Origin of the sequence: Flavobacterium sp. K5-23 (genome assembly GCF_023278045.1) — a bacterium.
Lineage (GTDB): Bacteria > Bacteroidota > Bacteroidia > Flavobacteriales > Flavobacteriaceae > Flavobacterium.
Genome location: NZ_CP056783.1, coordinates 3,135,972 through 3,150,841, shown reverse-complemented (window position 1 = coordinate 3,150,841; position 14,870 = coordinate 3,135,972). Strand labels below are relative to the sequence as shown.

The window sequence follows — 14,870 nt, the reverse complement described above, 5'->3', positions numbered from 1 at the left end:
TAATAAATGTTTATAATTATGTTGTGACTTTAATTATTTACCTGTTTTTAACCTAATTTGATATTTTAGTTTAGATAAATTATAAATGTTATCTATTCCATATCTCCCAGGATTTTTCTGCTTGAAAAACAAGCATTTCTAATCCGTTTTTTATTTGTGCTCCTTGTGCTTTAGCCTTTTTTAGGAAAGCCGTTTCGGCAGGATTATAAATTAGATCAAAAGCAATATGTTGTTCAGTAAAGAACTCGTAAGGCAGTAATGGAGCGTCCTCAATGTTTGGACTGGTTCCTACTGGAGTAGAGTTAATTATGATTTGGTATTCGTCAAAAGTATCTGCATTAATTTGGTCATAACTTATCGAATATTCATTTGGTATTCTAGAAACAAAATGATACCTAATATCTAATTCATCAAGTGCATAAGCCACTCCTTTTGATGCTCCACCTGTTCCTAAAATCAATGCTTTTTTATGATGGGGTTGTAATAGCGGTTTGAGTGCTTTTTTAAATCCGTAATAATCAGTATTGTAGCCTTTTAATAGCCCTTTTCGAGTGAATTTTATGGTGTTTACAGCGCCTATTAATGCTGCTTTTTTTGATAATTTATCCAAAAAAGGCATCACGGCTTCCTTATATGGAATGGTGACATTCATTCCATATATTTCCTGATGTTTTTCTTTTATGAGTGTAACAAAATCATTAATTACTGGAATGTCAAAATTTTCGTAGGTGCAATCTGCTAATTCTTCAGTACTGAACTTTTCAGTAAAATATCCTTTCGAAAAGGAATAACTTATATTTTTTCCTAGTAAACCAAAGCGTTTTTTTGACATCGAGTAGTGTAGTTTCTAAACACAAATTTCACGAATTCACACCAATTAATAAGTGTAAATCTGTGAAATTTGTGTAAAAGTTATAAAATTAACTAATTAATATAAATAGCAGTTTTATTTTTTATGTTTAGCAATATAGTTTTGCACCATTTTTCTAGACCATACAACCGGATATAAATCCTCTAGTAGAATATAGTTGTCAAAATTAAGACGCATAGCATTACTTAAATGAAATTTTGCCTTGGTATTGTCTTGTAACATAAAGTACAATCCAGCCAGACGGTATTCTATTTCATTTTCTTCAGGATAATATTCCGTTGCCTGTAATAAAGTTTGTATGGCACTTTCAAATTCCCCTAAAAACTGAAGTAAGTCAACCCAAAATAACCAGGTGTCTAATTCAGTATCACCAAATTCCACTGCTTTTCTATAACCAAATTCCGCTTCTTCAAAGAAATTCATCTGTTTGTTTATAGTAGCAAAACGTTTCCAATACAAACGGTTTTGATTGTCGATTTGTAAAGCTTTATTAACGTGAAATAACGCTTTCTGGAAGTTCTTTTGACGAATATAAAAATCAGTGATGGCAATCCAACCTTTGTCAAGAAGTGGATCTTCGTGAACTGTTTTGTTAAAATATTTCAGTGCTTGAACTTTATTACCTAGTTTCTCATAGCATTTTCCTATTCGAAGCAAAGCATATGAAGTTGCGTCATCTAATTCAATTGTTCTATTGTAGCTTTCGATAGCTTCCTCATATTTTTTAATGCGTTCGAATGCTTTGGCTTTTTCCATAAAGGCGCCAAGGAATTCATCATCAATTAGGGTAGCATAATCAAAAGCACGAATGGCATTGTCATAATCTTTTATTCCGTAATACAAACGCCCCATCTGGTGCCAAGCAATTTCGCTATAAGGGTTCTTGTCAATGTATTTATTCAAATAGGAGATTGCCTCAACGTTTTGATCTAAGAATTCGAAACAATATACCACATTATATAATGCAGATTGGTCGTCGAAATCTTCTTCTAAACATTTGATGAAACTTTCTTTTGCCATTTCTAGATTATCCATAAACAGATATTCCATCCCTATTAGATTGTACACATCAGCATAATCCTCAGTATACTCTAAAGCGGTTTTTAAGGATTCAACTGCTTTTTCGTGCTGATCTCTCTTAGAATAAATATTAGCTTTCTGGATGAAAATTTCTTCGTTTGTGGGTTCAATAGCATATAACTCATTGAGTAATTTTTCGGCTATTTCGAGTTTGTCGTCATAAATAAGCATTTCTACCTGAACCAATTTCAATCCTGTTGATTTAGGGTGTTGGTCTAGGGCTAGTTTTAATGCTTTTTTAGCTAAAGCGGCTTTACCCATATCTATATAATGAAGAATAATTTCTTCAAACTCTTCTGAGTCAAAAAAGAGCACTTTGTTGGTTTTCAACATGGACTCAAATTTGGATAGAGATAAGCTATAATCTTCTTCTTCGTTGCTTAATTGCATATCTTTTTTTTTTAGAATTTGGCCTAAATAAAGTTAGGCATCCTTACTGCTTTTGTGAGGAAAATTTGGAATTGTTGTGAACAATTTAATTAACAAATTTTGAATGGGTAATTAACCTATATAATTGAATGTTTTTGAAGTGGAAAACTTCATTTTTTTTCATTCAATACTTCATTCATCACTTCTAGCATAATTGCACAACCTTCACGAATTTCATCATCTGAAATTGTAAGCGGCGGGGTAATTCTTATAGCACATCCTTCAAAGAGCAACCAAAATAAAATAAGACCTTTGTCTTGGCATTTTAATATCACTTCATTTGTTATGTCTGCACTATTTGTTATTACTGCAAGCATTAACCCTCTTCCTCTAACTTCCTCTATCAAAGGATGTACCAAAAGTGATCTAAAGAGTTTTTCTTTTTCTAAAGTTTTGACCATTAGGTCGGTTTCAGTTATTTCCTGCAACGTAGCCAGACAAGCTGACGCAATGACAGGGTGGCCTCCAAAGGTTGTGATGTGTCCCAGTTTTGGATTGTCACTCAATAAATCCATCATTGCCGCTGATGCGGTAAAAGCTCCAACAGGCATTCCGCCTCCCATTCCTTTTCCCATAACTACAATATCTGGAATGACATCGTAATTTTGGAATCCAAAAAGAGTTCCAGTTCGTCCAAATCCTGGTTGAATTTCATCTAGAATCATTAGGGCACCAACTTCAGTACAGCGTTTTCTTATTTTTTTTAGAAAATCATTGTGTGGTTCTATAAATCCAGCACCACCCTGAATGGTTTCCAGTATGATTCCTGCAGTTTTTGTGGTTATTTTTTCGATATCAGCTTCATTATTGAAAGTAATAAAATCAACATCAGGGATCAGCGGGCGAAAAACCTGTTTACGGTCTTCAAATCCCATCACGCTCATTGAACCCATTGTGTTTCCATGATATGCATTATGGCAAGAAATCAATTGACTTCTTCCTGTAACTCGTCTTGCTAGTTTTAAAGCCCCTTCTATCGCTTCGGTTCCTGAGTTTACTAGATATGTTTTGTCTAATGGTTCAGGCAGTAAAGAGGCCATTAGTTTGCAATATTCTACAGCTGGGCTTTGAGAGTATTCTCCATAAACCATAACGTGAGAATATTTATCTAATTGGTCTTTGATGGCTTGGTTTACTCTGGGAGGTTGATGTCCAAGGGTACAAGCCGAAACGCCTGCCACAAAATCCAGGTATTTTTTGTTGTTTATATCGTATATATAGGAACCTTTTGCATAAGACACTTCCATTCCTAATGGATAGGGTGATGTTTGGGCTTGGTATTTTATAAAATCTTGATTCACTTTTTTATGTATTTAATCGCAATCCCGTTTACTATCGGGACGCAAAATTTTCAGAAAAATTCGCTAGGTTATTAAAGGTGTTTATTCGGGCTTATTTAAAACTCGTTTCCGATAGCTATCGGGACTACAATCTAAAATCTGCTACTGATAACTGCAAACTGTGACTGACCACTGAAAACTGACCACTGCTTACTAATCACTTTTTCTTCCCCTTCTTCTTATCGTAGTTCAATGTTTCTTTGCGTATTTTCATAGGAACATTCTTTTTGTCATTTTCGATTTTGGCTTCCTTGACTAATTTGTCATTTAGCTCATTTTCTTCGGCAGGGAAAATATCGTCTTTGGATTTTATGCGTTCATCTTCTCGCCACACAAAGCCTCGAAGTTTTCTTGCGTTTTCGGGCAAATCTTTCTCTGGATAGATTTCTCCGTCAACTTGGTTGAAAAAAGTAATCGTTTCCACTCCATTTTCTTCTAATAAAAGATTGATTTTACTGCTTACGTTTTTATTGATACCTATGAGTTCATTATCATCGTTCCTCATAAAATAAATTACTTCGGCATTTTTTATAATATCCACATCCCGAAGTTTTCCTTCCTCAAATTTCCCAAAGAGGTTCAGTCCTTTTACCTGATTGAATCCGGTTCCAAGGGTGTCTTTCGAGACCAGAAATGTATTGTTAAGGACTTTTAGAGAGTCCAATTCTTGCGAATTATTATTACCTATTAGATGCATAATATCACCCGTTATCTGGTTTTTTCCGTTCCAAAGTACTGGATTACCAATTAGTTTTGTCAAGGCATTTTTTGAGCTCGAATGAATAGAATCACATTTTCCGCTCATATCTGTTTTGTAAAAACGTACATTATTGAAGGCACGAATAATTCGGTCCCCTTCTTTTCCTGTTACCATTAGTCTTTTACCATGAATGTATACCGAATCGTTTTCGACAAAATTGATTGCCACCGCTCTTTTGGTAACAAACATAGAATCTTTCTTTTTGAAAATCTCGGCATAATGACCTTTAATAACACCACGATTAATGGAGTCTGTTATTTTTACATTTCTTGTTGCCGATGCAAATTCTTTGTTTCGATCATAATACAAACTATCGCCTTCTATGAGCCGATCGTCATATTTTATATAGGATTTCCTCAGGAAATGGGCTAAGTTTTTTTTGGTATCATAAAACCCTTTTTCGGTATAAATATAATTGGCTTTACTGGTAATTGTAGATGGACCAAAAAGATAAGAATGCCCAGAATTACTGTAATAATCCAAATGATTAGATTTTATGACATAGGTAGGATTTGTAATTGTCACTGCTGTCAAGAATTGAAATTTCTTTTGAGCGACATAATACTTCCCAGACTTAGAACGCAAGGTATTCTCTTTACTAGTAATGGTTCCCTGTGAATTATAAAAAACTTCTTGTGTGTTTCTATTAAAGTTGATGGTGTCAGTAGCTAATGTAGATTCTGGTGAACTCATCACAGCATCTCCAGTAGCATAGGCTTGTTTCAAGTTTCCGTTATATTCAGCATATCTACTGTTTAAATATAGTGTGTCACCCTGAACCAATTGCACATTACCAAAGGCTTTGATGTAGTTTTCTTTTTTGAAAAAATAGGCTTTATTGCAAGTCAAGACTACACCGTCATGATTAACCCGTACATTTCCGGTTAACAAAAAGGCATCAGGGATTTCGACTTCATTTACATCTGCAAAATCAGAGTGTTCAACAATGATTTTTTTTGGTGTTTGTGCCAAAATTGAATTGGAACCTAATACTATCAAACTATAACAGATGAAAAACAGTAATTTCTTCAATGGATTTTAATTTTTGTCAAATTTATGAAAAAGGAAACAACCTGAATCGATATTATCATTTATTTATGAACGCAAATAAATGAGGGTTGTAAGATGGAATCATCATATTTACTTATTAACAAAAAGTGTAACTCTCTCGTTGTAGTATTGTTTTTAGATGGATTTCTTTTGGTATGATGTTGGTTATCGGGAGTTGGTTTCAAAATTTAGATTAAATTTAAAAAATGATAATCATATAAGTATGTATTATCATAATAGGAATTCAAATTGAATAAAGCATTTTATATGATAAGGAAATCAATTATTGTTGCAGGAATTAGCATTGCACTTTTATCAGCTGCCTGTAAAACAAAAGAGAATATTATTACTTCGGATAAAAGTAAAACTTCATCTGAAAAGAAAATAGTAGTGTATCAGGTTTTTACGCGTTTATTTGGAAATAAAAACACGACCAATAAACCTTGGGGGACCATAGAAGAAAATGGCGTTGGGAAATTTAATGATTTTACGGATAAAGCACTTAATGAAATAAAGGATTTGGGAGTTTCCTATATTTGGTATACTGGTGTTCCGCATCACGCTTTAGTGAGGGATTATACTGCTTTTGGAATTACTAATGACGATCCTGATGTAGTTAAAGGTAGAGCTGGTTCACCTTATGCTGTCAAGGATTATTATAATGTAAATCCAGATTTGGCTGTTAATCCAGCAAATAGGTTACAAGAGTTTGAAGCGCTAATTGACCGTACCCATAAATCAGGTCTAAAGCTGATTATTGATATTGTCCCTAACCACATTGCCCGTAAATACGAAGGAAGGAATAATCCTGTTGGGGTTTCTGATTTTGGTGCTAATGATGATGTGTCGGTTGAATACAAGAAAGATAATAATTTCTATTATATACCAAATTCTAAATTTGAAGTTCCTGACACTAAGAAACCTTTGAACGGAGAAGAACATATATTAAGTGATGGTAAATTTAATGAAGTGCCTGCAAAATGGACCGGTAATGGTTCGAAGTTATCTAAGCCTGATCAAAATGATTGGTATGAAACGGTAAAAGTAAACTACGGAGTTCGTCTTGACGGTTCTAAAGATTTTCCGGAACTTCCTTCGGGATATGATATTAAATCGTTTAAAGAGCATTTTGAGTTTTGGAAGAATAAAGAGGTTCCGGATTCTTGGAAAAAATTTAAATCGATTGCCTTGTATTGGACAGCTAAAGGAGTAGATGGTTTTCGATATGATATGGCTGAAATGGTTCCTTACGAATTTTGGAGTTATATGAACTCTGCAATAAAGACAAGTAATCCAGATGCTTTTTTATTAGCTGAAGTGTATAATCCAAAAGAGTATCGTAATTATATTCACCTAGGTAAAATGGATTACCTGTATGATAAAGTAGAAACGTATGATAAGTTGAAAGAGGTGATTCAGGGTAAATCTTTGCCTGATGGATTGTCAGATATTCAAAAGAATATGAAAGATATTGAGCATCATATGTTACACTTTTTAGACAATCATGACGAGCAACGATTAGCAAGTCCGGAATTTGCTGGTTCTCCTGAGAAAGGGAAACCCTTAATGGTAGTTTCCACAACTATAAGCTCATCACCTACGATGATTTATTTTGGTCAGGAAGTAGGGGAGGCTGGGAATGAAAATGCTGGTTTTGGAACGCGTTCCAGAACTTCAATTTTTGATTATGTGGGTGTGCCTAATCATCAGCGATGGATGAATAACGGCAAGTTTGATGGTGGCCAACTGACTAATAACGAAAAAGAACTTCGTGATTTTTATAAAAGGCTTCTCAACTTTTCTTTAAACAGTACTGCTTTAATGGGTGATTTTCAAGAAATCCAAACAATAAACCGTCAGCAAACAAAAGGATATGATTCAGGAATCTACGCATATTCCCGTTGGTCTGAGACTGAAAAATTAATCATTGTAACTAATTTTTCTGCGGATACTACCAGTGCATTCGAACTGATATTACCTGCTGACATTATTAAAAAGTGGAATTTAAAAAACGGTAATTATAATGTAATAGATCAGTTGTATAAAAAACATTCTGCAATTTTGAAAATAGAAAACGGAGAAGGGAAAGTGAAAATTAATATTGCCCCTTCTGAATCTTTTATATTGCAATTGTAAAGAATAAATGTAAAAGTTTGTTTCAACTGTACTGTGTAAAACTTATAAAATAAATGATACAACTTTAGACTTCGGGATGCATCAACAAAATTAAGTTTTCGTGTTTTTCAAGTATGGTAAAGTATCGCTTAACTGTATTTTAATCAAACACAAGATTTTACAGACCCTTAAAAATGGGTAGTTGCTGAATATAAGGATTGATTAAATAGAAAAATGCTGATGATATACCTGTGGGTACAACATCAGCATTTTTGATTTATGATATTAAAACTAATATTTTCTTCTTACAGCCTCTTGGTAGTTCTCAGTAATTTTTTTCCAATTTATGACTTCAAAAAAGGAATCGATATAACTTCTACGTCGGTATTGAAAACCTAAGTAATAAGCATGTTCCCATAGGTCTAAAGCTAGAATTGGTGTTCCTGGTACCAATGCGTTTCTCATTAAAGGATTGTCTTGATTTTGTGTACTTGTAATCTGAAGTTTACCAGATTTATTTACCACTAACCATACCCATGCAGATCCAAATTGCCTTGTCGCTTCGTTTTTAAATTGAGAAGCAAAATTTTCATATGACCCAAAATCTCTTTTAATAATTGAAGCTAATGTATCATTAGGTACGCCTCCAGTATTAGGAGCCATACTTTTCCAGTATAAAGAGTGATTGTAATAACCACCTGCATTGTTTCTTAACTCAGTATTATTTACATCTAATGTTGCTAAAACTTCTTCGATACGTTTATTCTCAAATTCAGTTCCTGCTACTGCTTTATTTAAATTATTGGTATAGGTTAGATAATGCTTGGAATAATGAGTTTCTAATGTAAGAGGGGAGATACTAGGTGCTAAAGCATCGTAGGTATAAGGTAGCTTTTCTAATTGAAACGAACCTTCCTCAGCCTTTACATCTTCTGCAAAACCAATAGTTACTTTTTCCTGGGCAGTAGGCAAAGGCACTTCAACTACTTCAGTATATTTCTTGTTATTACAAGAAATTAAAAATGTAATTAAAAGTAAATTAGATATTAAAAAAAAATATTTTTTCATAGTAATCATTATTTTTTCAAAAGAGATTTAATGATTTTTATATACTCTTCCTTTGCTTCCTCAGAGCTAAGATGACTTATTTGCATCCATGCATTTGTCTTGAAAGCGTCTCTTAAATGAAAAGTGGAAGGCTGTCTTGGTTCTAATGTACCAAAGGCGGCTTGTTTATAAAAAGCATAAAGACGTAGCTGTACATCTTGTGGTAAAGATGCCTGACTCATTTTGGAAGCTATTTCAAAAGCTTCCTGAAATCGTTTATCTAAATCTTTTTCAGTCATTAACCTTTTGTTGCAATAATAGTTTTTCCACCAATAGCTTTTTGATTAAGAACTACATTTATAGGAGTTCCTAAAGGAAAAAAGATATCTACTCTTGAACCAAATTTAATAAATCCGGCATCAGTTCCCTGAACAACTTGCATTCCTTCTTCGGCGTAATTTACAATTCTACGTGCCAAAGCACCTGCAATTTGTCGGTATAAAACTTCACCAAAAGTTTTATTCTCGATTACAATTGTCGTTCTCTCATTTTCCTCACTTGCTTTTGGATGCCAAGCAACCAAAAACTTACCAGGATGGTATTTACTGAATTTCACAAGACCGCTTAGTCCGTAACGAGTTACATGCACATTGATAGGTGACATAAAAATTGAAACTTGCAAACGCTTATCTTTAAAGTATTCGCTTTCAAAAACTTCTTCTATAACAACCACTTTTCCATCAACAGGAGCAAGAATGTGGTTTTCATTGATAATAACCGTACGTTTCGGATTCCTGAAAAATTGTAAAATGATAATCAAAATTGCTAACGCAAATAGTTGAACTAACATTTTAAGTCCTGCTGCCTCAATAAAATTGTCAGCCAATAAAAGTACAATCGATGTGAAAATTATTCCTAATAGAATAGTTTTGGTTCCTTCTTTATGAAACATAGTTTAAAATTTGATAAAATAAAAATATAATTGGTGCTACAAAGATAACACTATCTAGACGATCTAAAACACCTCCGTGACCAGGCATTATCTTTCCGCTGTCTTTTACTCCAGCAATACGTTTGAATTTGGATTCAATTAAATCACCAATTGTCCCGAAAATACCCACAATTAAAGCGATGGTTGTCCAGATTATAACCGATTTGTTGCTAAAATGAGCACTAGGTCTAATGTATAATTTCGAAATTAAAAAACCTGCAAAAACAGCAAATACAACTCCTCCAATAAATCCTTCGATGGTTTTTTTAGGAGAAATACGTTCAAATAATTTATTCTTTCCAATGGATTTTCCCACTATATATGCAAAGGTATCATTAGTCCATATAAGAATGAATAATCCAATTATGATTTTTGGATTATAGTCTTTAATTCCGAATGAAATTTTTGTAATAAAAACGAATGGCATTACAATATACCCTAGTAAGTAAATATATTTTGTTGTTTTACTTAAGGATTGAACGGTGTCATCAAATAAAAGTACAATACATTTTAAAGACACCATCAATGTAAATAGAAGAAGTATAGTATCAATAAGATTTATGTTGACAGTAAGCTTTATGTTTTCTTCAAGAAACCCATTAATAAATCTTTCAGTTTCAATTTTATAATAACTGATCAAAGTGATACTTGTATAAAAAAGGGAAACAAAAATAAGTGGGAAAATTTTATTGATTTTAACTAAACTGCAAAACTCATAAGTTGCAATGACTAGAAAAATACCAAATAAAGTAATAAAACTTTCAGTAGAAAATAGGATAGAAGCTAATAACAAGGCAATGTAAACAGCACCAGATATTGCTCTCTTGAGTGTTTCGTTCATCTTATAGATCTTCTAAAAGCAATAAATAAAGGTTTTTAGCCGAACTACCGTATTGGGTAAAATCTTCTTCCTTTGCTTTTTCAAAATATTTTATAGTGGTAATGTTTGTTGGGTAATCTCTTTCGTATTTCTTTTTAATTGCGCTTAAACCATCACTTTTTACAGCAAGGATTTGACTTGTAGTTGCAAACACTACAATATTCGTAGGCAATTCGTTAGGCTTGTGTTGTTTGATTTGCTTTGAAGAAAACAAAATAGAACCTTCTTCGGCAATTAAATTTTCACAACTCGCAAAAATGAATTTTGGGGATAAAGATCCAGAGTGGCTTAATTTGTTATCCTCTAGTAATTTAAAAAGTTTAGGGTCGTAACACATAACCTCACTTTCATACCAGTCATTTTCTTCCAGTATATTTTCAAACTGTTCTTCTATTTCCTTTATATTTTCGCAGTATAAAAACTTTCCTCCATTTTTTTTGAAGTTAAAAATAAACTGTTCGTCTATAGACATAGCGTTATCTGGAGAAGAAATGTCATTTTCTTTTTCTTCTTCTGAAGCAGGATTAATAGAACCAAAAAATTTGCTGAAAAGACTCATATAGTTGTTTGGGTACTTTAGATTGTAATTGAAAACGTTCAAAGATAAAAAAATCTTAATTCAAAAGTAGCTTTTGAATTAAGATTTTAAAAATATTTAGATTTTATCTAAAGTTACGACACTACTTCTTCCAAATTAGCATCAAAAGTTCTTTTTCCAAAAATAGCTTCAAGGTCATCTTTGAAGATAACTTCTTTTTCTATTAGGATATCAGCTAGCTGATTTAATTTGTCTTTGTTTTCTTCTAAGATATCAATTGCTCTTTGGTACTGACTTTCTATCAATATAGAAATTTCTGTATCAATGATTTTAGCAGTTTCTTCAGAATATGGTTTAGAGAAATTATATTCACTTTGACCAGTCGAATCGTAATAAGTTACGTTTCCGATTTTATCATTCAAACCATAAATAGTAACCATAGCTCTCGCTTGTTTAGTTACTTTTTCTAAATCACTTAAAGCACCAGTAGAAATTCTATTGAATATTACTTTTTCAGCGGCTCTTCCTCCCATAGTAGCACACATTTCATCCAGCATTTGATCTGGACGAACAATTAGACGTTCTTCTGGTAAGTACCAAGCAGCACCTAAGCTTTGTCCTCTAGGAACTATAGTTACTTTGATAAGTGGAGCAGCATGTTCAAGCATCCAACTTACAGTTGCGTGTCCTGCTTCATGAATAGCGATTGCTTTCTTTTCGGCTGGAGTTACAATTTTGTTTTTCTTTTCTAGACCACCTACAATTCTGTCAACTGCATCTAAGAAATCTTGTTTGTCAACAGCTGTTTTGTTGTAACGTGCTGCAATAAGTGCCGCTTCATTACACACATTAGCAATGTCAGCTCCTGAGAATCCCGGAGTTTGTTTTGCTAAAAAGTCTGTATCAAGTCCTTCCACTTTTTTCAATGGTGCAAGATGCACTTTGAAAATTTCGGCACGCTCGCGAATATCTGGTAAATCCACAAAAATCTGTCTGTCAAAACGACCTGCACGCATTAATGCTTTGTCTAATACATCGGCTCTGTTTGTAGCAGCTAATACAATTACATTAGAATTAGTACCAAAACCATCCATCTCAGTTAACAATTGATTTAGAGTGTTTTCTCTTTCATCATTACCACCTGACATATTGCTTTTTCCTCTAGCTCTACCCACAGCATCAATTTCATCAATGAAAATAATTGCTGGCGCTTTTTCTTTTGCTTGTTTAAATAAATCACGTACACGTGAAGCACCAACACCAACAAACATTTCAACAAAATCAGAACCTGACAAAGAGAAAAATGGAACTTGAGCTTCTCCAGCTACAGCTTTTGCTAATAAGGTTTTTCCTGTTCCAGGAGGCCCTACAAGTAAAGCACCTTTAGGTATTTTACCACCAAGGTTGGTGTATTTTTCAGGGTTTTTCAAGAACTCTACAATTTCTTGTATTTCTTCTTTAGCACCTTCTAATCCAGCAACATCTTTAAAAGTTGTTTTAATGTCGGTTTTTTCATCAAATAGTTTGGCTTTAGATTTTCCAATATTGAAAATCTGACCACCTCCACCTGCGCCACCACCTGACATTTTTCTCATAATAAAGATCCAAACACCAATTATGATTATGATAGGTAGTAAACTGATAAGAATATCTGACCAATTGCTTTTTGCCAAGAAATTAAAATCTTTTAATTTTCCTTCGCTAACCGCTTTTTCTAATTTGTTTTGAAAAATTTGATCATTACCAATGTCAAAAGTATAATGCGGACCTTTATTAGGTCTGTCAAAAATATCTTTTGATACTTTTTTATGATCTTTATCCTTTAGAGCATCAGCTTTAAGGAACACTTCGGCTTCCGTTTTATTATATACAATAACCTTTTCAATTTGGCCTTTTTCTAAAAACACATTGAATTTAGAAGATGTCAATTGAGATGGTTCTTGTAAACTTGAACTGCCGGTTATAAAACTTATAAATAGAAAAATAAGTAAAATTGCAGTATAAACTAACCAAGGACTTACTTTAAATTTATTCGGATTCTGATTATTATCTTTAGCCATGCGAAGTGTCTTTCTTTAGTATTTGTTTTCTATTTTAGTGATTTTAGCATCTCCCCACAAACTTTCGATGTTGTAATATTCTCGAATGTGTTTTTGAAATACGTGAACTACAATATGAACATAATCCATAAGAACCCATTCCGCATTATCAGAACCTTCCACGTGCCATGGTTTGTCCTTTAATTCCTTAGAAACTGTTTTTTGAATAGAGTTAACAATTGCGTTAACCTGTGTGTTTGAATTACCGTTGCATACAATAAAATAGTCGCATACTGCGCTGTCTATTTCTCTTAAGTCAAGAATGTCAATGTCATTTCCTTTTACCTCTTCAATCCCTTTAATAATGTTCGCTAATAAAGCATCATTATTTATAGTCTTTTTTGCCATGAATTATTTTTAAATAAGTTTGTAAAGTTACCATTTTTTGTGATTATTTTTGAACCTTAACAAAATATTAAATTCAGATACACTAAAAACCGTCAATGAAACTAATCAAACTCGATGCCATAGATTCAACTAATGAATTCCTAAAAGGATTGTCGAATAAACAAGAACTGGAAAATTTCACTGTTGTTACTGCTCAAAATCAAACTAAAGGTAAAGGGCAAATGGGCTCAGTTTGGAACTCTGAGGTAGGTAAAAATCTAGTAATGAGTGCTTTTGTTAAAAATAGTCTTTCAGATATTAACCAAATATATAATTTAAATATAGCTGTAGCAATTTCTGTAATTCAGGTGTTAGAAGTATTAAATATTCCTGCTTTAACTATAAAATGGCCGAACGACATAATGTCATATAATTTTAAAATTGGCGGTATTTTGATTGAAAACAGCATAAAAAGTGATGGAACTGTCAATTCAATTATTGGTTTAGGGCTGAATGTTAACCAAATTAATTTTGTAAATCTTCCTAAAGCGTCATCTCTAGCTGTTATTTGTAAGACAGAATTCGATAAAGAAGCCTTGCTTATTTCCATCGTTGAAAAGTTTGAAAAGCTTTTAATTGTAGAAAATTTACAGGCTGATTCTTTATGGCAAACTTATACCAATTTTCTTTTCAAAAAAGGAATTCCCATGCCTTTCAGGGATAATAAAGACAATACTTTTATGGGAATTATTCAGGGTGTTTCCCCTTATGGCCAACTTCAGGTTCTTTTAGAAGATGAAACGGTGTCAGAATATAGTATTAAGGAAATCCAGATGTTGTATTAATCTTTATTAAGGATTGGAAAGGGAATAAATAAAAAAAAAATCTTTTGGGTTGAACCAAAAGATTTTTATATATCGCTTTTAAAAAAGGGTTTATAGTTTCCCCATATTTGTTGCCAATGTTTCGATAAATTTACCAATTGGTCCTTTTATCATCATTGCCATCATAGGATTGAAGTCCCCTTCAAAATCTAATTTCACTGCACTTGAATTATCTGAAATTGAATCAATGTTTGCCGTCAAAGTAAAAGGAAGTTTATCACTAGCTGCTCCAAGAACTACTTTATTTGGCGCTACTTTTTCCTTCATTTTTAATTTAATTTCCGGCATACCTTTTAATCCAAAAATAAAAGCATCGTCTCCAATTACTTCAAATTTCGCAATGTTATCAGGCATTAATTTTTCGAAACTTTTTACATCAGTCAATAGATTGAATAATTCTTGCGCTGATTTTTCAACGTTTACTTTAGGACTTTCTAAGTTCATCTTTTTTGTTTGTTT

At 32.9% G+C, this 14,870-nt stretch carries 14 protein-coding genes; 2 read left to right on the top strand and 12 right to left on the bottom strand.

Going from position 1 to position 14,870, the window contains the following annotated elements; translation table 11 throughout:
• Positions 1 to 88: 88 nt before the first annotated feature.
• From FLAK523_RS13635 to FLAK523_RS13620, 4 genes are all read right to left on the bottom strand, one after another.
• Positions 89 to 832 carry a shikimate dehydrogenase gene (locus FLAK523_RS13635; protein WP_248904416.1) on the bottom strand — a complete coding sequence of 248 codons (744 nt, stop codon included), beginning with the start codon at positions 830 to 832 and terminating at the stop codon, positions 89 to 91.
• Positions 833 to 946: 114 nt separating this feature from the next.
• Positions 947 to 2,341: a tetratricopeptide repeat protein gene (locus FLAK523_RS13630; RefSeq protein WP_248904413.1), complete on the bottom strand. Its 1,395-nt coding sequence runs from the start codon at positions 2,339 to 2,341 to the stop codon at positions 947 to 949.
• Positions 2,342 to 2,490: 149 nt separating this feature from the next.
• Entirely contained in the window at positions 2,491 to 3,681 is a 1,191-nt protein-coding gene (locus tag FLAK523_RS13625; protein WP_248904412.1) for an aspartate aminotransferase family protein, read from the bottom strand.
• A gap of 196 nt (positions 3,682 to 3,877) precedes the next feature.
• On the bottom strand, positions 3,878 to 5,512 hold the full coding sequence (locus FLAK523_RS13620) for an OstA-like protein (protein WP_248904410.1): 1,635 nt from the start codon (positions 5,510 to 5,512) through the stop codon (positions 3,878 to 3,880).
• Positions 5,513 to 5,797: 285 nt separating this feature from the next.
• Here FLAK523_RS13620 and FLAK523_RS13615 point away from each other — a divergent pair, with 285 nt between their 5' ends.
• Entirely contained in the window at positions 5,798 to 7,666 is a 1,869-nt protein-coding gene (locus FLAK523_RS13615; RefSeq protein WP_248904408.1) for an alpha-amylase family protein, read from the top strand.
• A 270-nt stretch (positions 7,667 to 7,936) separates the two neighbouring features.
• On the opposite strand, the gene FLAK523_RS13610 is transcribed toward FLAK523_RS13615, so the two are convergent.
• The 7 genes from FLAK523_RS13610 to rsfS form a co-directional block, all read right to left on the bottom strand.
• Positions 7,937 to 8,713 (bottom strand): superoxide dismutase, encoded by a 777-nt coding sequence (locus tag FLAK523_RS13610; RefSeq protein WP_248904406.1) that lies wholly within the window; start codon positions 8,711 to 8,713, stop codon positions 7,937 to 7,939.
• An 8-nt stretch (positions 8,714 to 8,721) separates the two neighbouring features.
• A complete protein-coding gene (locus FLAK523_RS13605) occupies positions 8,722 to 8,991 on the bottom strand; it encodes an acyl-CoA-binding protein (protein WP_248904404.1) in 270 nt (89 codons plus the stop codon).
• Positions 8,991 to 9,644: a phosphatidylserine decarboxylase family protein gene (locus FLAK523_RS13600; RefSeq protein ID WP_248904402.1), complete on the bottom strand. Its 654-nt coding sequence runs from the start codon at positions 9,642 to 9,644 to the stop codon at positions 8,991 to 8,993. Before FLAK523_RS13600 ends, FLAK523_RS13605 begins: the two co-directional genes overlap by 1 nt.
• Positions 9,634 to 10,524 carry a phosphatidate cytidylyltransferase gene (locus tag FLAK523_RS13595; RefSeq protein ID WP_248904400.1) on the bottom strand — a complete coding sequence of 297 codons (891 nt, stop codon included), beginning with the start codon at positions 10,522 to 10,524 and terminating at the stop codon, positions 9,634 to 9,636. The genes FLAK523_RS13600 and FLAK523_RS13595 overlap by 11 nt, the downstream gene beginning before the upstream one ends.
• A 1-nt stretch (position 10,525) precedes the next feature.
• The gene (locus FLAK523_RS13590) at positions 10,526 to 11,122 is read right to left on the bottom strand and encodes a lactate utilization protein B/C (RefSeq protein WP_248904398.1); all 597 of its coding nucleotides are present in this window, start codon (positions 11,120 to 11,122) and stop codon (positions 10,526 to 10,528) included.
• Between the two features lie 113 nt (positions 11,123 to 11,235).
• Entirely contained in the window at positions 11,236 to 13,161 is a 1,926-nt protein-coding gene (gene ftsH / locus FLAK523_RS13585) for an ATP-dependent zinc metalloprotease FtsH (RefSeq protein WP_248904396.1), read from the bottom strand.
• A 15-nt stretch (positions 13,162 to 13,176) separates the two neighbouring features.
• The gene (rsfS, locus tag FLAK523_RS13580; RefSeq protein WP_248904395.1) at positions 13,177 to 13,548 is read right to left on the bottom strand and encodes a ribosome silencing factor; all 372 of its coding nucleotides are present in this window, start codon (positions 13,546 to 13,548) and stop codon (positions 13,177 to 13,179) included.
• Positions 13,549 to 13,643: 95 nt separating this feature from the next.
• On the opposite strand from rsfS, the gene FLAK523_RS13575 reads away from it, so the two are divergent.
• Positions 13,644 to 14,372: a biotin--[acetyl-CoA-carboxylase] ligase gene (locus FLAK523_RS13575; RefSeq protein WP_248904386.1), complete on the top strand. Its 729-nt coding sequence runs from the start codon at positions 13,644 to 13,646 to the stop codon at positions 14,370 to 14,372.
• 90 nt (positions 14,373 to 14,462) lie between these two features.
• Here the strand turns inward: FLAK523_RS13575 and FLAK523_RS13570 are convergent, their stop codons facing one another.
• A complete protein-coding gene (locus FLAK523_RS13570) occupies positions 14,463 to 14,855 on the bottom strand; it encodes an SRPBCC family protein (RefSeq protein ID WP_248904384.1) in 393 nt (130 codons plus the stop codon).
• Positions 14,856 to 14,870: the final 15 nt, after the last annotated feature.